Origin of the sequence: Peptoniphilus ovalis, from assembly GCF_018919265.1 — a bacterium.
Classification (GTDB): domain Bacteria; phylum Bacillota; class Clostridia; order Tissierellales; family Peptoniphilaceae; genus Peptoniphilus_A; species Peptoniphilus_A ovalis.
Map to the genome: position 1 here is coordinate 59,355 of NZ_JAHLQO010000001.1, position 19,554 is coordinate 78,908.

20 protein-coding genes are annotated in these 19,554 nt (G+C 31.6%); 5 read left to right on the forward strand and 15 right to left on the reverse strand.

Going from position 1 to position 19,554, the window contains the following annotated elements; genetic code table 11:
* The 3 genes from pth to glmU are packed head-to-tail and all read right to left on the reverse strand — an operon-like array spanning window position 1 to window position 2,926.
* Window positions 1-570, reverse strand: coding sequence for an aminoacyl-tRNA hydrolase (gene pth / locus KQI68_RS00255; protein WP_216547910.1), 570 nt, complete (start codon window positions 568-570; stop codon window positions 1-3).
* 16 nt (window positions 571-586) lie between these two features.
* Window positions 587-1,537 (reverse strand): ribose-phosphate diphosphokinase, encoded by a 951-nt coding sequence (locus KQI68_RS00260; protein WP_216547911.1) that lies wholly within the window; start codon window positions 1,535-1,537, stop codon window positions 587-589.
* A 9-nt stretch (window positions 1,538-1,546) separates the two neighbouring features.
* Window positions 1,547-2,926, reverse strand: a complete 1,380-nt coding sequence (glmU, locus tag KQI68_RS00265; protein WP_216547912.1) for a bifunctional UDP-N-acetylglucosamine diphosphorylase/glucosamine-1-phosphate N-acetyltransferase GlmU — start codon at window positions 2,924-2,926, stop codon at window positions 1,547-1,549.
* A 360-nt stretch (window positions 2,927-3,286) separates the two neighbouring features.
* On the opposite strand from glmU, the gene cysK reads away from it, so the two are divergent.
* The 3 genes from cysK to KQI68_RS00280 are packed head-to-tail and all read left to right on the forward strand — an operon-like array spanning window position 3,287 to window position 5,560.
* Window positions 3,287-4,177 carry a cysteine synthase A gene (cysK, locus tag KQI68_RS00270; protein WP_216547913.1) on the forward strand — a complete coding sequence of 297 codons (891 nt, stop codon included), beginning with the start codon at window positions 3,287-3,289 and terminating at the stop codon, window positions 4,175-4,177.
* Entirely contained in the window at window positions 4,170-4,721 is a 552-nt protein-coding gene (gene epsC / locus KQI68_RS00275) for a serine O-acetyltransferase EpsC (RefSeq protein ID WP_216547914.1), read from the forward strand. Before cysK ends, epsC begins: the two co-directional genes overlap by 8 nt.
* An 8-nt stretch (window positions 4,722-4,729) precedes the next feature.
* Window positions 4,730-5,560: a deoxyribonuclease IV gene (locus KQI68_RS00280; protein WP_216547915.1), complete on the forward strand. Its 831-nt coding sequence runs from the start codon at window positions 4,730-4,732 to the stop codon at window positions 5,558-5,560.
* A 27-nt stretch (window positions 5,561-5,587) separates the two neighbouring features.
* Here KQI68_RS00280 and KQI68_RS10390 read toward each other — a convergent pair whose 3' ends face one another.
* From KQI68_RS10390 to KQI68_RS00320, 9 genes are all read right to left on the reverse strand, one after another.
* Window positions 5,588-5,719 (reverse strand): hypothetical protein, encoded by a 132-nt coding sequence (locus tag KQI68_RS10390; RefSeq protein ID WP_281422225.1) that lies wholly within the window; start codon window positions 5,717-5,719, stop codon window positions 5,588-5,590.
* Between the two features lie 68 nt (window positions 5,720-5,787).
* Entirely contained in the window at window positions 5,788-6,603 is an 816-nt protein-coding gene (locus KQI68_RS00285) for a CPBP family intramembrane glutamic endopeptidase (RefSeq protein ID WP_216547916.1), read from the reverse strand.
* A 189-nt stretch (window positions 6,604-6,792) separates the two neighbouring features.
* Window positions 6,793-7,569, reverse strand: a complete 777-nt coding sequence (locus KQI68_RS00290) for an alpha/beta hydrolase family protein (protein WP_216547918.1) — start codon at window positions 7,567-7,569, stop codon at window positions 6,793-6,795.
* Window positions 7,570-7,581: 12 nt separating this feature from the next.
* The gene (locus tag KQI68_RS00295) at window positions 7,582-8,253 is read right to left on the reverse strand and encodes a uracil-DNA glycosylase (RefSeq protein ID WP_216547919.1); all 672 of its coding nucleotides are present in this window, start codon (window positions 8,251-8,253) and stop codon (window positions 7,582-7,584) included.
* 4 nt (window positions 8,254-8,257) lie between these two features.
* Window positions 8,258-9,625 carry a TrkA C-terminal domain-containing protein gene (locus KQI68_RS00300; protein ID WP_216547921.1) on the reverse strand — a complete coding sequence of 456 codons (1,368 nt, stop codon included), beginning with the start codon at window positions 9,623-9,625 and terminating at the stop codon, window positions 8,258-8,260.
* Window positions 9,625-11,079, reverse strand: coding sequence for a TrkH family potassium uptake protein (locus KQI68_RS00305; RefSeq protein WP_216547922.1), 1,455 nt, complete (start codon window positions 11,077-11,079; stop codon window positions 9,625-9,627). Before KQI68_RS00305 ends, KQI68_RS00300 begins: the two co-directional genes overlap by 1 nt.
* Entirely contained in the window at window positions 11,069-12,469 is a 1,401-nt protein-coding gene (gene trkA / locus KQI68_RS00310) for a Trk system potassium transporter TrkA (RefSeq protein WP_216547924.1), read from the reverse strand. The genes KQI68_RS00305 and trkA overlap by 11 nt, the downstream gene beginning before the upstream one ends.
* A gap of 8 nt (window positions 12,470-12,477) precedes the next feature.
* Window positions 12,478-13,626 (reverse strand): cation diffusion facilitator family transporter, encoded by a 1,149-nt coding sequence (locus KQI68_RS00315; protein WP_216547925.1) that lies wholly within the window; start codon window positions 13,624-13,626, stop codon window positions 12,478-12,480.
* A gap of 88 nt (window positions 13,627-13,714) precedes the next feature.
* On the reverse strand, window positions 13,715-14,536 hold the full coding sequence (locus KQI68_RS00320; RefSeq protein WP_216547927.1) for a LysR family transcriptional regulator: 822 nt from the start codon (window positions 14,534-14,536) through the stop codon (window positions 13,715-13,717).
* Window positions 14,537-14,642: 106 nt separating this feature from the next.
* Between KQI68_RS00320 and KQI68_RS00325 the strand changes: the two genes are divergently transcribed.
* Together KQI68_RS00325 and KQI68_RS00330 are read left to right on the forward strand one after the other, a co-directional pair.
* The gene (locus KQI68_RS00325; protein WP_216547928.1) at window positions 14,643-15,653 is read left to right on the forward strand and encodes a lactonase family protein; all 1,011 of its coding nucleotides are present in this window, start codon (window positions 14,643-14,645) and stop codon (window positions 15,651-15,653) included.
* Between the two features lies 1 nt (window position 15,654).
* Complete coding sequence (locus KQI68_RS00330) at window positions 15,655-16,911, forward strand: SLC13 family permease (protein ID WP_216547929.1); 1,257 nt, start codon at window positions 15,655-15,657, stop codon at window positions 16,909-16,911.
* Window positions 16,912-16,949: 38 nt separating this feature from the next.
* Here KQI68_RS00330 and KQI68_RS00335 read toward each other — a convergent pair whose 3' ends face one another.
* From KQI68_RS00335 to KQI68_RS00345, 3 genes are read right to left on the reverse strand one after another with little or no spacing between them, the layout of a single operon-like run.
* Window positions 16,950-18,167, reverse strand: a complete 1,218-nt coding sequence (locus KQI68_RS00335; protein ID WP_216547931.1) for an AI-2E family transporter — start codon at window positions 18,165-18,167, stop codon at window positions 16,950-16,952.
* Entirely contained in the window at window positions 18,160-18,669 is a 510-nt protein-coding gene (locus KQI68_RS00340) for a hypothetical protein (RefSeq protein WP_216547932.1), read from the reverse strand. The genes KQI68_RS00335 and KQI68_RS00340 overlap by 8 nt, the downstream gene beginning before the upstream one ends.
* 13 nt (window positions 18,670-18,682) lie before the next feature.
* Complete coding sequence (locus KQI68_RS00345) at window positions 18,683-19,549, reverse strand: radical SAM protein (RefSeq protein ID WP_216547933.1); 867 nt, start codon at window positions 19,547-19,549, stop codon at window positions 18,683-18,685.
* Window positions 19,550-19,554 lie beyond the last annotated feature (5 nt).

Below are 19,554 nucleotides of genomic sequence, written 5' to 3' on the forward strand. Positions count from 1 at the left end.
CTAATATATATTATTGTTATAATTATTCATTGCAACATCCACTCCATCTCTAGCTGCAAGAATTATTGCATCTGCACATGCATCTACTGCATCTTCAATATGCTTTTTGTCCTTTGACGGAAAAGTGGACAGCACAAAATTTGCCAAATCTTCATTGGGGTGTTTTTTTCCAACACCAATTTTAAACCTGGCAAAGTCTTTACTACCTGTTAAATTTACTATTGATTTAAGTCCATTGTGAGTGCCTGCCGACCCATTTTTCTTAATCTTAATCTGAGCAAACTCAATGTCTATATCATCAACTACTACTATTAAATCTTCTGGTTTTAATTTATAGAAATTTAAAATTTCAACTATTGACTCTCCGGAATTATTCATAAAAGTATGGGGCTTTAGAAGAATTACCTTATCTCCAGCAATTCTTCCTTCACCTACAAGCCCCTTAAATTTAATCTTATTAACTTTTATGTTTAATTTGTCCGCAAGCACATCTATAGTCTTAAAACCTACATTATGTCTGGTATCCTCGTATTTTTTACCAGGATTACCAAGGCCTGCTATTATATACAATTATTTCTCCTATCTATTATTCAAACATTTCACTTACTGATGTAGAAGTGTTAATTCTCTTAATTGCTGATGCAAAAATTGGAGCAACTGAGACAATATCTATATTGTCAATTTTCTTTTCTTCAGGAAGCTCAATTGTATCAGTAATTACAAATTTTTCAAGAGAAGAATTTTTAATTCTCTCAATTGCAGGACCAGATAGCACTCCATGAGTTGCTGCTGCATATACATAAGTTGCACCATTTGCCTTTAGAGCATCAGCTGCCTTTGTAATAGTTCCTGCAGTATCTGCAATATCATCAACTAAAATTACAGATTTACCATCAACATCACCTATAATGTTCATAACTTCACTTACATTTGCCTTTGGTCTTCTCTTTTCTATAATTGCAATTGGAAGATTTAATTCATTGGCAAATCTTCTAGTTCTTGTAACTCCACCTAGGTCAGGCGAAACTACAACGAAATCGTCTTTTTTAACAATATCTTTAAAATATCTTGCAAGATATGGAATTGCTGTTAAGTGATCAACTGGGATGTCAAAATATCCTTGGATTTGTCCAGCGTGAAGATCCATTGCAACAACTCTATCAGCTCCAGCCTTAGTTAAAAGGTCTGCTACAAGTTTAGATGTGATTGGTTCTCTTGCCTTTGTCTTTCTATCTTGTCTTGCATATCCGTAATATGGAATAACTGCGTTGATTCTACCTGCAGAAGCTCTCTTTAATGCATCGATTAAAATAAGAAGCTCCATTAAATTATCATTGACAGGTGAAGAAGTTGATTGAATAATATATGCGTCCTTACCTCTTACAGAAATTCCAATGTCAATGGAAATTTCTCCATCTGAAAATGTAGAAACGCTACATGCGCTCTTTTCAATTCCAATATGTTCGCAAATTTTGTCTACCAGACTAATATTAGAATTTCCAGTAAATACTACAATATCACCATTAATTGTGCTCATTATGTCCTCCTATTTGACAAATCCTTTTTTCTCTACCCAGCCATCTATATTTTTTTGAGGGGCTCTCTCCACTGAAAGTTGTCCCTTAAAAACTTTTTTAGTAATTGTAGAACCAGCTGCAACATAACCATTTTCTTCAACTTCAACTGGTGCAACTAAATTTGAATTAGAACCAATAAAGGCATTGTCGCCTACAGTAGTTCTAAACTTATCACGTCCATTGTAATTTACAAAAACAACTCCGCATCCAATATTTACTCCACTTCCAATGTCAGCATCGCCAACATAGGCAAGATGACTCATCTTAGATCCATCTCCAACATTTGAGTTTTTCACTTCAACAAAGTTTCCAATTTTACAATTTTCTCCAATGTTTGAATTAGGACGAAGATGTGCATATGGCCCAATAGTTGTTTTTTTGCCAACCTTTGAATCTTCAATTTCAGAAGAGCGAATAAGAACATCTTCAGAAATAGTGGAATTTTTAATAGTCGAATTTTTAATTACAGCACCCTTTTTAATCACAGAAAATCTATCCACATAAGAATTAGGATAAATCATAACATCTCTATCTATTTCTGCACCGTATTCAATATAAGTGCTCTTAGGGTCGATTATGCCAACTCCATCAAGCATATAAGTTTTATTTATATTTTCTCTTAAAATCTCTGCAGCATTTGCAAGCTCAAATCTTGAATTGACACCAAGAATTTCTCTAGTATCTCTTAAAATAAAAGAGCCTACTTTTTTGTTTTCATCAACTAAAATCTTTAAAGCATCTGTAACATACATTTCGCCTGCAGCATTATTAGTATCTATTTTTGAAATTGCATACTTTAAGGCATCTCCCTTAAAGGCAAAAATTCCAGAATTAATTTCTCTAATTAGCTTTTGCTTTTCAGTTGCATCTTTTTCTTCAACAATGGCAACTACATTTGCATTTTCATTTCTCACGATTCTTCCATAATTAGTAGGGTCTTTCATATCTGCAGTTAAAACAGTTAAATCATTGCCCTTTTCCTCGTGAAACTTTAAAAAGCAACTTATAGTGTATTCAGAAATAAGTGGAGTATCTCCATTTAAAATAATTACAGTATCGTCGTCATTTATAGGTCCAAGAGCATTCTTCACAGCAAAACCTGTGCCATAGGGATATTCATCTCCAATAGGTTGCTCAATAAAATCAATATCTTTATCTGCTTCAAAGGCGCCACGCACCTTTTCCTTATTGTGTCCAACAACAACAAGATTTTTTTCAATCTCTGCATTTTTACAAGAATTTAAAACGTAAAAAAGCATTGGTCTTCCCAAAATTTCGTGAAGCACCTTAGGAGTGTCAGACTTCATTCTCGTTCCCTCTCCCGCAGCCAGGATAATTGAAACTCTCATACAACACCTCTTTTAATTTACTTATTACATTATAACTAAGAATACGTGTCATATTCAAGAAATAATTAAATTCTTTTGATTTTTGCTAAAATTCTTAGTAATTTATTAAATATTTTTGTTTGAAATTTTTTCAATTGGGAATATAATAAATATAAAGATTAAAGGAGCGATTAATATGTTTTATTCAAATTATAAAAATTTAACAGCTCAAGCATTCTGTTGTTGTTCTATAAAAATTTTATAGGACTTATTTGAATGTCTAATCAATATTTGTAAATGAATTTAAAGAGTATGTGATTATTCATGTACTCTTTTTTTATTGTAGTTAAAAAGTAAAAAGAAAAAGGAGAAGAAGAAATCATGAAAAATATTTTAGAAACAATTGGCAATACAAAATTAGTTAAACTTAAAAACATTGGTAACGGAAACATTTATGTAAAGGTTGAAAAAACAAACCCAGCTGCATCCGTTAAAGACAGACCTGCATATTATATGATTAAGGGAGCAATTGAAGATGGCTCACTCAAACCTGGAATGAAAATTGTCGAACCTACAAGTGGTAATACTGGAATTGCCATAGCATTAATTGGTAAAGCTTTAGGATACGAAGTTAATATTGTAATGCCAGAAGGAATGAGTGTTGAAAGACGTGCTCTTATTAAATCTTTCGGAGCAAAATTAATATTAACTGGCGAAGGTGGAATGCAAGCAGCAGTTGACAAGGCGAAAGAACTTGTTGCAACTGGAGAATACTTTATGCCAAATCAATTTGAAAACAAGTACAATGCAAAGGCTCACGAAGAAACAACAGGTCCTGAAATTTATGATGATTTAAAGGACATCACAGGATTTGTCGCAGGTATTGGTACAGGCGGAACTGTAACTGGTGTTGGAAGATTTTTAAAATCAAAAATTAAAGATGTAAAAATTTGGGGCCTTGAACCAGCTGAATCTCCACTTCTTACAGAAGGTCATGCAGGTTCTCATAAGATTCAAGGAATTGGTGCAAACTTCGTGCCAGGAGTTTTGGATAAAACTGTACTTGATGATATAATTACTGTAAAATCAGAAGAAGCAATAGAAATGGCAAAAAGACTTTCTCGTGAAGAAGGACTTTCAGTTGGCATTTCAGCTGGTGCCAATGTAGTTGGCGCATTAAAAATGCAAGAAAAATTAGGAGGAAATATTGTGACAGTTGCACCTGACACTGCAGAAAGGTATATGTCAACAGATTTATTTAAAGATGAGTAATTTTTTTAAAGAGTTAAAATCCTATGGCGAGTTTATCTTAACAAAGGACCCTGCCTGTAAAAATTTATTTGAAGCAATTTTTATGTATCCAATTGTATCTTGTATGATAAGATACAGAATTGCTCATTACTTTTACGAAAGGGGCAACACAACTTTTGCAAGGTGGATTTCTCAAAGAGCGCGAAAGAAAACTGGAATTGAAATTCATCCCGGTGCAAAAATTGGCAAAAATTTATTTATAGATCATGGAATGGCCGTCGTAATTGGAGAAACGGCTGAAATTGGCGACAACTGCCACATGTATCACAATATAACTCTTGGAGGAACTGGAAACGAAAAAGAAAAAAAGAGACACCCCACTGTTGGAAACAATGTAATAATTGGAACTGGTGCCACTGTCCTTGGTCCAGTTGTCATTGGAGATGGTGCAAAGATTGGAGCAGGCGCATTAGTCTTAACTGACATTCCTCCAAACTCAACTGCAGTAGGAGTTCCTGCAAAGGTTGTTAAATATCACGACCCTGCAGAAAATAAATTTCACTAGGAGGTACTATGTTTGTAATAGGATGCCATCTTTCAACTTCAGGTGGTTACGAAAATATGGGAAGAGACGCCCTTTCAATAAATGCAAATACATTTCAATTTTTCTCGAGAAACCCTCGTGGCTCGAGAATGAAGAAGTTAGATGAAGGTGACATTAATTCACTAATGGACCTTGCAAGAGAAAATAATTTTGGACCACTTCTTGCACATGCTCCCTACACTTTAAACCCTTGCTCAAGTACAGAAAGTGTTAGAGAGTTTGCTAATATAGTTTTGAAGGAAGATCTTGAAAGATTAAAATATTTCAAAAACACTTATTATAATTTTCATCCAGGCTCACACACTGGAATGGGTGCAGAAAAGGCAATTGAAATAATTGCAGCGCAAATTAATTCCGTTATGACTGAAGAACAAGAGACAATAGTTCTACTTGAAACAATGGCTGGAAAGGGAACAGAAGTTGGATCAAAATTTGAAGAGATTGCAGAAATTATAAAAAGAGTAAATCTTAAAAATAAAATTGGAGTTTGCATGGATACTTGTCACATTCACGAAGCAGGATATGACATTGTAAATGATTTAGATGGAGTTCTTCATGAATTTGACGAAGTGGTGGGACTTGATAAACTCTATGCAATTCACTTAAATGACAGCAAAAATGAAATAGGCGCCCATAAAGATAGACACGAAACAATTGGAGAAGGCCATTTAGGACTAGAGACCATTGAAAAAATTATAAATCACGAAAAATTAAAAGACCTTCCTTTTTATTTGGAAACACCAAACGAATTAGAAGGCCATAAAAAAGAAATAGAACTTTTAAGAAGTCTTAGAAAATAAGTAAGCTCTGCAATTGCAGAGCTTTTCTTATTCTTCCATCAACACTAATATTTTACCATCTATTACAAAACCATATTGATAGACATATGATTCTTCATTTTCTGGAGTGTAGACTTCTTCAAATTCATCATTTTCCATGGCTTCATCAAAATTATCCATGTCAAAAATTTCTACTTTTGAATTTTCATCAAAGCCATAATCTTTTAATTGAAAAATATCTTTTAATCTTATGATTCTCCTTGAATTTCTTTCTTGTCACTTTTTAATTTGTAAAGTATATAAATTAAAATAGGAACCATTAACATACATATTATATCAAAAACATTGTAAAGTCCTGGAAAAATATCGTCTAAATCATAGATAACTGTTGACAGAAAGTTGTTTAAAAAGTGAATAATTATTGTCACATAAATTTTTCCCGTTCTTTCGTAAATGTATGAGAAAATTATTCCTCCAATTGCAGCATAAATTCCCTGCACTAAAATTCCGTGCCAAATTCCAAATAAAATACCAGTTAAAATAATTGCAGCGTATCTATTTTTTGTGAGAATCTTAATTGAGTTATGGAAAATTCCTCTAAATAAAAGCTCTTCCATTAGAGCAGCAAGAACTGCCCCATAAATTATTGAGATTAAATAATTTGCACTTCCATCTGTTCCAAGGTCCATTGCTTGATTAAAAGTATCAAAGCTGTTTTTAAAATAAGGAATTGCAACTAAAAATTTGTCTACGATAAATAGCCATATTCCAGTTAAGCCTGAAAGCCCAAGTGCAATAAGTATGATTTGATAAAGCTTTAAAGACTTTCTTTCGTAATTTGCATCCATTTTATTTAAAAGAGGATTGTCTTTAAAAACAAAGTAAAATACAGCAGCAAAAATTAAAAATTCAATTAAAGAGCCCATCATTGCAGTGAAGTTTGGATCAGTTGATATTTTTTGAAAATATTTGTCTAGGTATTCGTAGTTTATAATATTAAAAACTTGATCAAAAATTCCTAGAAAAACTGCTAAAAATAAGTAAAAAAATCTATTTGATTTCATAATAACCTCCTTGTTGATTTTATTTTACTATATTGGATATAAAGATTGAGTTAAGAAAAATAAAAAAACTACTAGATTTCTCTAGCAGTCATAGTTTTTGCGTAAGAAAACCCACCATAAAAGCGAAATCCGATAAGCGTTATAGTGGGTTTTTATATATATTAGGTACTGGATTTACCTAGTATTTATTTAAAACTTAGCAACTTCTTTTGCAAATTTTATTGATTCTTCTAGCATATCTGTTGATATTTGATGTGGCACGTCTTCAAACTTTTTAAATTCTAAAAGTTCTTGTTTTTCGTATTCGCAAGATATTTTTTCGACGAAGCTGTGTTGTCCTTCTGGATCAATTACTTTATCTTCTGCTCCATTGTATAAAACCATTGGTCTATCTTTAAATAAATATCCAGCATTCATTGGATCCATATCTAAGAAAAATTCATCAACTCTAAATACTTCATACTTTGTAGATTTTTCATCTCTAATATTATTAAGCCACTTAACCATTGCTTCCCAATTATTTATTCCATTGTAGATAAATGCCATCTTCAAATCTTTTTTAAATCCGTAAAGTCCTCCAGCAGTTATTGCTCCCATGGAATGTCCAGCAACTGCTATTTCACTTCCAGGATAATTTTCTTTGATGTAGTTAAAAATTGATGGAGATTCTTCGATGCTGTGCATTATTACTCTAAGCAGTAAATTTGCAGAGACTTTTTCATCTTCATAATCAATTTCTTCCTGTATTCTTTCGCCGTGAAATTGTGCATCAGGAAGGATTACTCTATATCCATAGCTTGCAAAAATATTTGCTCTAAAGATTTGATTTTCTTTGCAAGAACCCCAACCGTGATAAAATACAATTGTGTTTACAACTTCATCTGTCTTTGGCTCAACTATAAGTGCAGGATTTCCTGCAATCTCAACTTTTTTTATCTCTGCACCTTTTATTTCTAAATATTCCATAATTCACCTCTTTTACTTCACAATCCAACTTGGTGGATTTATATTATTCTCTTCTAAAAATTTATTAGCACGAGAGAAAGGCTTTGATCCAAAAAATCCTCTATTTGCAGATAGTGGAGATGGATGAACTCCCTCTATAATCAAATGTTTTGGGTTTGTTATAAAACTCTTTCTCTTCTTCGCGTGATTTCCCCAAAGTATAAATACTATTGGTTCTTCTTTTTCATTTAGTTTTTCTATTACTGAATTTGTAAAAATTTCCCATCCGATTTTTGAATGACTCATCGGCTCATGAGCTCGAACTGTAAGTGTCGTGTTTAAAAGCATTATCCCTTCATCTGCCCATGATTTTAGATATCCCGTTTGAGGAATTTCAAGTCCCAAATCAGTGTTAAGTTCCTTGTAAATATTAACAAGAGATGGAGGGATCTTAACTCCCTTTTTTACTGAAAATGCAAGGCCATGAGCTTGGCCTACATTGTGATAAGGATCTTGACCTAGTATTACAACTTTTACATCACTATAAGCTGTGTATTTAAAAGCGTTAAAAATATCCTCAGCCTTTGGAAAAATTTCGTGAGTTCTGTATTCATTTATTAAAAGTTTTCTAAGCTCTTTGTAGTAATCTTTTTCAAATTCACCTTTTAGAATCTCTGTCCAATCATTATTAAATATGTCTTTCAAAATATCATCTCCTAAAGAATTCAAAGATGCTCTTCTGTAAATCTGGATGAATTAATTTTTCAAGTTCCTTTCTGCTTTCATTTGTGCAGAAAATTACAAGTCTGTCGCCTTTTTCAATTTTCGTATTCCCCCTAGGAATTACTGCAGAGTTGTCATATCTAATAATTCCACCGATAATAATTTCATTGTGAAGGTCGATTTCTGATAAAGTCTTGCCAATATATTTAAAATCATCAGGGATTTTAATTTCATAAACTTGCGCCTTGCCACCAAACATAAAGTTAATTGAAACTTTCATTTCATCAGAAATTATCTTTATAATTTCATTTGCGATTAAAACCTTAGGGTCAATTATTCTTTGAATATCTAAAAAATCCAAAGTCTTCAGATAATTGTTTTCGTATTGGAATACTATATTTCTTTCTATTCCGTGGTTTTTTGCCATAATTCCAAGTACCACATTTAGTTCATCGTTGTGAGTATTTGCAATAAAAACTGCGTCCTTTGAAATATTTTCATCTTCGAAGAAATTATCGTTTTTAAGACTTCCGTTGACTACAAAAGCATTTGAAATTTTGTTCCTCATCATTGTGAACTTATTTCTCTTTGGCTCAATTATTTTTAAGTTAACATTTTTTAAATTGGAAATTAATGAATTAAAGATTTCATTTCCCGATGCAATTAAAACTTCTATGTCTTCTTCTTTTTCTTTGATTTCAAAGTATTTGTATTTAAAGTTTCTTATATCTTTAGAAAGACCCATTAGATAGATGTAATCTCCGGGGAAAAGTTCAATATCTCCATGAGGCACAATTAAATTTCCATTTCTTAAGATTGCAACAACAAGCATTGTAGAAATTGCACCAATGTCTTTTAGCTTATGGTTTGCAAACTCATCTTCAATATCTACTAAATGACCTGCAACTTCAATTTTTCCCTTGCCAAAATAATCTGCCTTGTAATAATTTGAATTTCCAATTAATTTTATAGCAAGCTTTGCACTTTCAAGACTTGTGTTAAATACATTTTCAATGTTTTTAAAATTGCTCTTAATATAATTAATTTCAGAAATATTTTCCATTTCATCAAGTCTTAAAATAATCTTTGTGTCCAAGTCTTTTAATATTGATGTGATTATTAAATTTGTCTTGTCGCTATCTGTTGCAACAATTGAATAATCATAGGATTCCAAATCAAGTGTCTTAATAAAATTTTCATCAAGTATGTCGCCCTTAATTTTATTGACAGCACTTGTAATATTTGAAAAATTTTCTTCAAATCTATCTATAATATCTATTTTATATTTTTCAAGGCTCAGAGTATTGGCAATAGTTGAGCCTACCTTCCCTGAGCCTATAATTAAAATTTTCATTATAATTTAATGATTTCCTTTCTGTGATTTCTCGAAGCAAAAAGTGCCATTATTGTGAAAAATTCTAGTCTTCCTAAAAGCATTAAAATGCTAAAATAAATTTTATATAAATCTCCATAAAATTCAAAGTTATTAGTTGGGCCTACGAGATTAAATCCAGGACCTACATTTGATAAGCATGTTGCCACAGATGAAAATGCAGTTATTACATCAACGCCTGAAAGAGTTATTATTCCCGTAGATATAACTGAAATTACAAAATATGTTCCAAGGTATGCGTTAATTCCCATTACAACACTGTCATTTAAAAACTTTCCATTAGATGAAATTGGAAGCACTGCCTTTGGATGAGTGGCTCTAATCATTTCTCTTTTTATAAGTTTTAAAAGCACAGAAATTCTTATAACCTTAATTCCACCACCAGTTGAACCTGCACAGCCTCCTATTAACATCAGTATTAATAAAACAAATTTAGAAAAGTTTGGCCACAAATCGTAATCTGCGTTGGCAAATCCCGATGTTGATGAAATTGATGTAACTTGAAAGAAGGAATCTCTAATTGCCATTGCAGCAGAATCATATCCATTTGTAAACAAATTCATTGCAATAAGTACAGTTGATCCGAAAATGATTACAAGCCAAAGTTTTAGCTCATCATTTACAAAAATATCTTTAAATTTCTTCTTGCTGATAAGTGCATAAATCGCAAAGTTTGTAGAACATAAAAACATAAATATCGCCAAGATATAATGCACAGTGTATCCGTCATAACTCATTAGAGAATCATTATAAGATGAGAATCCTCCTGTACCCACAACTCCAAATGTGTGAATAATAGAATCGAATACTGGCATTCCTGCAATTTTTAGGCATATGAATAATGCTACTGTAAGCACTATATAAATAATGTAAAGTCTTTTTGATGATTGAGAAATTGTTGACTCAATTTTTCCTGCAACTGGTCCTGGAGATTCCGCCTTATAAATTTGAAATCCTCCTACTCCAAGTTTTGGAAGTAGTCCAACTGTAAATACAAGAATTCCCATACCGCCAATCCAGTGAGTTATTGATCTCCAAAAAACAACAGACATTGGAAAGGATTCAATACCATTTATTACTGTTGCTCCAGTTGTAGTGAATCCTGATACAATTTCAAAAAATGAATCTACATAAGATATTCCACCACTTAATGTAAGTGGGACTGCTCCAATAATTGAAATTAAAACCCAAGTCGCAGTAACTATTAGGATTCCGTCCCTTGGAGAAAGAGATTTTTTGTCTGCGTTAATTCTTGTAAGTATTAATCCAAGGACTATTGATATAATCATTGGAATTAAAAATCCATTTGCGCTTCCATCCTTTGAATACATTGCTATAAAAAGAGATGGCGCCATAAAAACCGTCTCTATTAAAAGAATGAATCCAAGTATTTTGGATATTAGCTTATAATTCATCTTTATTTCCCCTATTTCTAATAGTATTAATCATGTCATTTATTTTGCCTTCAGAATAGAAAATTTTCTTCATCTTAGGTGCTTCATCATGTTTGCAAAATATAATTATTCTATCTTTAGGAAGAAGTCTTGTCTTACCATTTGGAACTATCATCTCGCCATCTCTTACTATTGCTATGATAAGTATGTTTTCAGGCAAATTAAGTTCTTCGATTAATTTATTGCTAACTAAGTGTTTTTCTTTAATTATAAGTTCAATTGTTTCAACTTGACCATTTAAAAGAAGATGAATTGAAAGTGAGTCCTTGCCTCTTACTTCTTTTAAGATTTCTGCAGCTGTTATATAAGATGTGTTAAAAACTGCATCAATATTAAGTTTATCTAAGACTTTGTCGTAATTAGTCCTTGAAATTTTGGCAACAGATTTATAAATTCCACTTTGTTTTGCGACAAGTGCCATTAAAAGATTCGCCTCGTCAATTCCCGTTGCAGCAACAAAAGAATCGTAAGTGTGTACCATTTCTTCTTCAAGAATATCTATATCAGTTCCATCTCCATTTATGATTTCTGCTTCTGGAACCATTTCTTTTAAAAGCAAGCATCTATCTCTATTTTGCTCAACAATTGTCACATTTACATGCTCTCTAATAAGAAGCATTGCAAGGTAAAGTCCAGTTTTTCCACCACCTAAAATCATTGTTGACCTAAGACTTCTCGTTCTGTTGATACCAGTGTGTTCCTTGTCAAAATTTTCTATATTTTTAGATTTGCCTGCAAGGATAATTACATCATTTTCTTTTAAGACAGTAGAACCATTTGGAATAATTGCCTCGCCTTGTCTTGATATTGCGGCAATAAGTAAATCATTTATATTTTTAATATCCATGATTTTTTTATCAATGAAGTTTTGGTCATTTCCAATATTAAATTCAACTAGAGATACCTTTCCGCCTGCAAACTCATCGGAATATAGTTGATATCTTTTCATTAAGTATTTGACAATTGATCTTGCCGTTGCATAATCTGGATTGATTATCTTATCTATTTCAAGTTCTTCTGAAATAAAATTCAGATGTTTTCTATATTCTGGGTCACGAACTCTTGCTATTGCATACTTCGCTCCTAGTTTTTTTGAAATTGTGCAAAGTATTACATTTGCTTCATCATTTGTCGTTGTTGCAATTACATAATCGTAAGTTGAAATATCTAACTCTTCTAAGACTCCAAAGTCAAGAGCATTTGCGTTAATGCTCATTACATCAAGTGAGTTAGAAATATTTTCAATTACATCTTCATCATAATCTACAGCAGTAACTTCATAATTTTCATCTATTAGTGAAGCTGCTATTCTGTAGCCTAGTTTACCAACACCTACAACTAAGGCTTTCATAATTCCTCCTAAAAAATTGCGTCAAGTGCAATTACAAAATTATAATCTTTGTAGATAGATTTTAATTTATCTTGTAGCCCATTTTTTAGGGCATCTAAATCTTCCCTTTTATTTATCGCATCTGCGTTATAATCTACATCTATATAAATAGTACCATCTTCCATAACTATGTCGTGGAAGGAATATAAATTCACGTCTTCTCTTATGATTTTTCTCAAATCATTTGCAATAGATTTTATCATCTCGTTGCTTGAACCAAGTGGATCTGCGTGAATAATTAGAGTAATTCCAAGTAAGTTTGAAACTTCTCTTTCCACTCTGTCTACGATATTGTGAGTTTCTTCAAGAGTCAAGTCATAATCAAGAGCAGCATCAATTATCACAATAATATTATCTGGACCAAAGTCTGTCACCATAATATTGTGAGCATTTGAAATTCCATCATAACTTGCAACCATGGATTTTATCTTGTGTTTGATTTCAGGATCAAGTCCACGTCCAAGTATAATTGAAATAGTTTCATAAATTAAAGTCATGGCTGTGTATAAAATAAATAGCGCCACTAAAACTCCAACATATCCATCAAGAACATAACCTGTAAACTTCTGTACAACAATTGAAATTATAACAACTGCTGTAATTAAAGTATCACTTAGTGAATCTTTCTCCTGAGCCTTTAGCGTAACTGAATCAATGGCTCTTGCCACATTTGAATAAAGTGCAGCCTGCCAAAATTTTATTAAAACAGATAACACTAGAATGACTATAGTATAAATTGGATAGACTACTTTTACAGGATTTATAATTCTTCCAATTGATGACCTTAAAAACTCAAATCCCACTGCTAAGATTATTCCACTAACTACTAGAGAAATCAAGTATTCTATTCTGCCATGGCCATAAGGGTGCCCCTTGTCCTTTGGCTTTTGTGCAAATTTAATTCCCACAATGGAAATAATAGAGCTCGCACAATCTGTTATATTATTTACAGCATCGGATAAAATAGAAATAGAACCTGTAAAGGCGTATAAAAACACCTTTGCAAGGGCTATTAATAAATTAGACAAAAGACCAAGAAAAGAAGTCTCCTTTGATACCTTTGCCCTGTCATATCCATCTTTACTTTTTCCTCTTTTAAGAATAAGTTTCCAAAACATATTTACCTCATATTAAAAATAAATCAAAATAATCAAAATGTGAATATTACTATTATAGCATTAGAGAAATAGTAATTAAAGAAAAGTCTTATATTGTAACCTTCTTCGAAATCTCTAAAAATATTTCAACAAATTTATCCATATTTAGTTTGTTTGAATTCTTATAAACAATGTCAAATTCTCGACTTAAATCTGTCTTCATATAATTAATACCATCTAGTCTTTCAATTATATCTGGAAGAAGTGCAATTGCATTTTTTGAAATAATCAGTGAATTAATTGTATCTAAATTTGTCGCTTCAATAATATCTTTAACTTTTATATTATTTTTATCGATAAATTCATCGGATAAATCCCTTAATTTTGATCCCTTGTGCATTGTAAGGAGATTATGATCCTTATTTTTTAAATCTTTTTCTTTAAAATTTTTGGGCATGGCCAAAACTAGTTTCTCTGAAAAAAGTGTTTTGTGTTTTAAATTATTTAAAATAGGTGTTGGCATAAACCCAATATCTAAATCACCCTTAACAATATCATCTTCTAAATATTTAGAAGTATCTTCTTTTATATTTACTTTAACCTCAGGATTTAGTCTAGATATGGAAAGGAGAATTTGATTTAAATAATATTTTCCATAAAATTGACTAATGCCAATATTTAATTCATCTGTATCCAGTTCTCTTTTAAGATAATTTATATTTTTTTCAATTTCTACTGCATATTTTACAAAAATTTCTCCCTTTTTTGTAAGATTAAAATCTTTATCAAATATAGTTATACCATAAGTTTTATCTATTCTCTTTAAAGCTTGAGATAGTGCAGGTTGAGAAATGTATAAATTTCTTGCAGCTCTAGAGACATTTTTCTCTTTTGCCACTTCCAAAACATAGGAAAAGTTTATTGTGTCCATTTAATCACTCCATAACTTTTTGTTATATTTAAATTATATTTTAGTATTATAATCTTTTCAACTTTTATGATATATTTTTGACAAAGAAAAGGTTTTAGGAGGTATTATGTTATTAGCTTATGTGGGTTGTAGAACAACCAAAGAAAGAAATGCCAGAGGAGAAGGTATAACTACCTTTGAAATTAAAGACGGCAAATGGGAAGAAATAAATCTTACAAAAACTTTGGAGAATCCATCTTATCAAGTGCTTCATCCGAATAAAAAATTCTTGTACTCTGTTCATGGAGATATTACAAAAATTTCAAGTTACGAAATTAATGGAAGTGATTTAGAATTTAAAGAAAGCTTTGACATTGGCGGAAAAAACCCTGTTTTTATCGATATTGATAAAGGTGAAAAACATCTAATAGTTGCTGCACTTCAAGGTGGTGTTTTATATTCAATTGAGTTTCAAAATGAAAAAATAATAGAGATTAAGGACAAATTGGAATTTAAAACTGAGACTGGACTCTCTTTTGCTCATCAATGTTATTTCGACAAAACAAAAAATTACATATTCATTCCATGCCAAGGTAGAGATAGAGGAGATTCCGGTCTTTATGTTGTTAAAATAAATGATGGGAATTTCGAGATTACAGATTATTTTAAGGCAAGAAAACATTCCGAGCCAAGACATTTGGTGATTTCATCAGATAATAAGCATTTGTACTTAATAAATGAATGGGGAAATTATGTAACATTTTTTGAATTTGATGAGGAAAATGGAAGGCTTAATCCAAGAGAAAATATTTCAACACTTCCAAATGATTATACTGGCCATTCACAAGCAAGTGCAATAGTATTAAGTCCCGATGAGAAAGTATTAATTGGGTCTAATAGAATTTTTAATCACTTAGTTTTATACGATGTGCATGCAGATGGAACTCTTTCTGAAAGAGATTATGTTAAAACTTTTGGAGAAACTCCTAGATTTATAACTTTTTATAAAAATAATCTCTACGTGCTAAACGAAGATAGCGATACAATTATTGAATATGAATACAAAGATAAAAGTCTAATTAAAAAGCAAACCATAGAAAGTCCATCTCCTGTTTGCCTTAACTTCTTGGAGGTGTAAAATGCTTGCAATAGTTACTTTTGTGGCACTTCTTGTCGCCATAGTTACTGGATTTTTAAGAAACATAAACGTTGGTATTGCTTCAATTGGGCTTGCTTTTATAGTTGCAACAATTTTAGGAGTTAGTGTTAAAGAAATAATGTCAGGTTTTAACAGTTCATTATTCCTTACAATGCTTGGAGTTAGTTATTTATTTGGAATAATTAATTCAAATAAGACCTTAGAAACTCTTGCAAAAAAATTAATCTCTCTAACTGGAGGAAGAGTTTATTTAATACCACCAACAATTTTTATAATAGCAGGTCTTATGACTTTTGCAGGTCCTGGAAGTATTCCTCTTCTTGCAATAATGCCAATTATCTCAATTCCAATTGCACTTAATTGTGGGTACAATCCAATTATGCTTTCACTTATCGGAGTAAGTGGAGCTATGGCTTGTAGAATGAGTCCAATAACTCCTGAAGGAATTTTAGTTCACGAACTTCTTGCAAATCAGGGAATAAATGACGCTGTTGTCCCTGTTTTTATAAACATGTTTATTGCAGGACTAATAGATGCAATTGCAGTTTTTATTTTCTACAAAGGTTATAAAGTCAGAGGAAAAATCGACCTTCCAAAGGAAACTTTTACAAGAGATCAAGTAATTTCAACAATTGCCCTTGTGTTAATGGTAATAGGCGGTTTAGTATTTAAGTTAAATATTGGACTTCTTTCATTTTTCTTGGGATTTGTATTAATTGTAATTGGCGTTTGCGATGAAAAAACTGCACTTAAGTCAATCCCATGGAATGTACTTTTAATGGTAGTGGGAGTTGGAATTCTAATGAAGTTAATATTTATTTCAGGTGGAATCGATTTAATGGTTGATGGACTATCCAAGCTAATGACAACTAAAACAGCTGCTCCAATTATGCTTTGTCTTGGAAGTTTGATGTCTTTCTTTAGTTCAGGTCTTGGAGTAGTTTTCCCTACACTAATTCCTACAGTTTCAGGAATTGTTTCAAACTTAGCTGGAAATGTAAGTCCAATCGAACTTGCATCAATGGTTGTTATTGGAGGAACTATTTCCGGTGTAAGTCCTATTTCAACTGCAGGAGCTTTGATACTTAGTGGAGTTTCTTCAAATGAAGAGGCAACTCAGCTTCATCCTGAAAATAAAATGTTTGTGGAACTTTTTGGATGGGCAATAGCAACTCTTGCACTTAGTTTAATAGTATGTGTTATTGGAGTTTATAGCTTCGTATCTTTTAATTTTTAACTTAAAAAGACAACATCATTTTTGATGTTGTCTTTTTTCTAAACCTTTTTCATTCTTAAATCTAAATTTTTCTTATCTATTTTGTATTCTGTGTATTCTTTTAGAAGTTCGTAAATTGTTGAGAATAATGGTATGAATCCCCACATTCCTACAACTCCAAATAGTGATCCACCAACTGTAATTGCAATTAATGTCCAAAGTGATGGAAGTCCTACTTCTCCACCTACAAGCTTTGGATATACAATGTTTGATTCAAGCTGTTGTAAAATTATAATTAAGATTACAAATCCTACTGCCTTTGCTGGTTCTTCTATTACTATCATTAAAAATCCCATTGCCCCACCAATAAATGGTCCAATAATTGGAATTAAATCTGTTACTCCAACTATTACACCAAGTGTTGCTGCATTTGGCATTTGTAGGATAAAGCAGAAGATAAATGTTGCGATACCCATAAATGTTGAAACTGTAATTTGTCCTCTGATAAATCCGTAGAAGTTATCGTGCAATATATGCGCCACATGGACAATTTTATTCGCTGTGTTATTGTCAAAGAATGAATAAAACATTCTTGTAAATTGATATCCAAGTCTTTCCTTTTCAGACAAAATATAAATTGATGTAATAATTCCTATGAAGAATGTGACAACTCCGCCAATTATATTTGATGCTGTGGCAAGTGCTGTTGAAAATATTTGCGAATTGTCATCTGATTTTATAAAGCTTTCAATTTTTTGGAAAATTCCATTCCAACTTAAGCTGTCGTATTGTTTTTGAAGTTCATCTGAATACTCATTTATATAAGGTATCTCACGAGTTTTGTCAATTGCCATTTGTAAGAAGCTTGGAAGTGAATCTCTAAGTCCATAAAATGAATTGACAAGTTGTGGTAATATTATTGCGATTATTAACCAAACAGCAAGAATTATAAGTATAAATGATATTGCTATTGAAATTGGTCTTTTAAATTTTTGGAACTTTTCACTTTTTATCTTGTCAAATAATTTATCCTCTAAGAAGTTTAGAGGTATTTTCATAATAAATGCAATTACTGCACCTAGTATGAAGGGAATTATAATTCCAAGGAGTTTTCCTAAATAATTATAAATGCTGCCACTATTTGTAAATAAAAATGCTACAAAAAGTATGGCAAAACCCATTAGAAATCCCTTTTTATAAACTTCATTTTTAAAGGAAACTCTCGAAGTCTCCCAACTCTTATCGATATTATTATCTTCTATCTTTTTTTCATCCATTATCTTCACCTTCACTACTATCTAACATCTTCTCGATTAATTCAAAATAATTGTCTGCCATATCCTTTTGCATCTCTAAACTATCTAGCATAAAGGAGTTGGATATGTCATAGGATAACTGGGCTTGTCTCTTTATTAAGTCTCTATAAATTTTTTGAAGTTCTAAATATTCTTTTTTGAAGTCATCTTCTCTATTCATTGGAAGATTTCTCTTTCTCTTCTTTTTCTTTTTACTATCTTTAGAACCGGGGCTTACTTCAAAAATCAGCTCAAATCCTTTATTTTCTGAATCATCATCTTTTTTCGTATAATCAATTTTTAAACTTTCCATGGACTCCTTGTCAGTGAAGTCAATTTTTACATTTGATTTAGCCATTAAGTATCTATCAGGATTTAGGGCAAGGGATTTTCCTGCAGGTTCTGTGAAGGAAATCTTGCCGCTATCTTGATTTTCTTTTGTATTATTTATAGAAGTATTTTCAAGATTGTGTTTGTCTTTCACAATTCTCTCCTTTCTAAAAACCTCTCAGCACATCTGGTCTAAAGCTCTTTTTCTTTAAAGTCTTATCTATTGCTTCTATTAAATCTTCCCTGTCTTCGTTTAAAGTTCCTGCAAGAAGAAGGTAATTTGAAGCGTGATTTGATCTAAATACTGTGCCCTCAGAATCTACATTTTCAAGAAATATCTTCATCTCTTCGAGAATCTGTGCTGCATCTGGCATATTAAATCTTCCAGCTTGATAGTCTTCATAAAGAGGAGTATTCTTGTAAATTCTCATTGTAAGATAACCTAAGAAGTCGGGCTTAGTTTCTGAAACTAATTTGGCAGTTCCAATGGCATTTTTTTTCATACCTTCAACTCCACCAAGTCCTGCGATTATTGTAACTGAAGTTTTAAATCCAGCTTTTTTTGCCTTATCCATTGCAGTTACATATTCTTCATAAGTTATATTTTTATTAATTTTAACTAAAAGGTCAGGGTCTCCTGTTTCAAAACCAATGTATAACATTTCAAGACCATTTTCTCTCAGTGCCTTTAATTCTTCTAATGACTTTCTATTTATATCTTGAGCTGTTGCATAAGATGAAACTCTCTCTACATTTGGATAAAGTTCTTTAATAGTTTTTAAAATCTCTATTAAATCTTCAGTTTTTAAAACTAACGCATCTCCATCAGCTAAGAAAATTCTCTTAAAATAATCTGAATAAGATGACATTTCAACTAAGTCTTTTTTGATATCTTCTAATTTCCTAATTCTAAATTGATCTTCTCTATACATATAACAAAATGTACATTTGTTATGTGAACACCCAACAGTTGCCTGTATTATTAAAGACCTCGCCTCACTTGGAGGTCTAAAAACATTTCCGTAGTACTGCATATTTC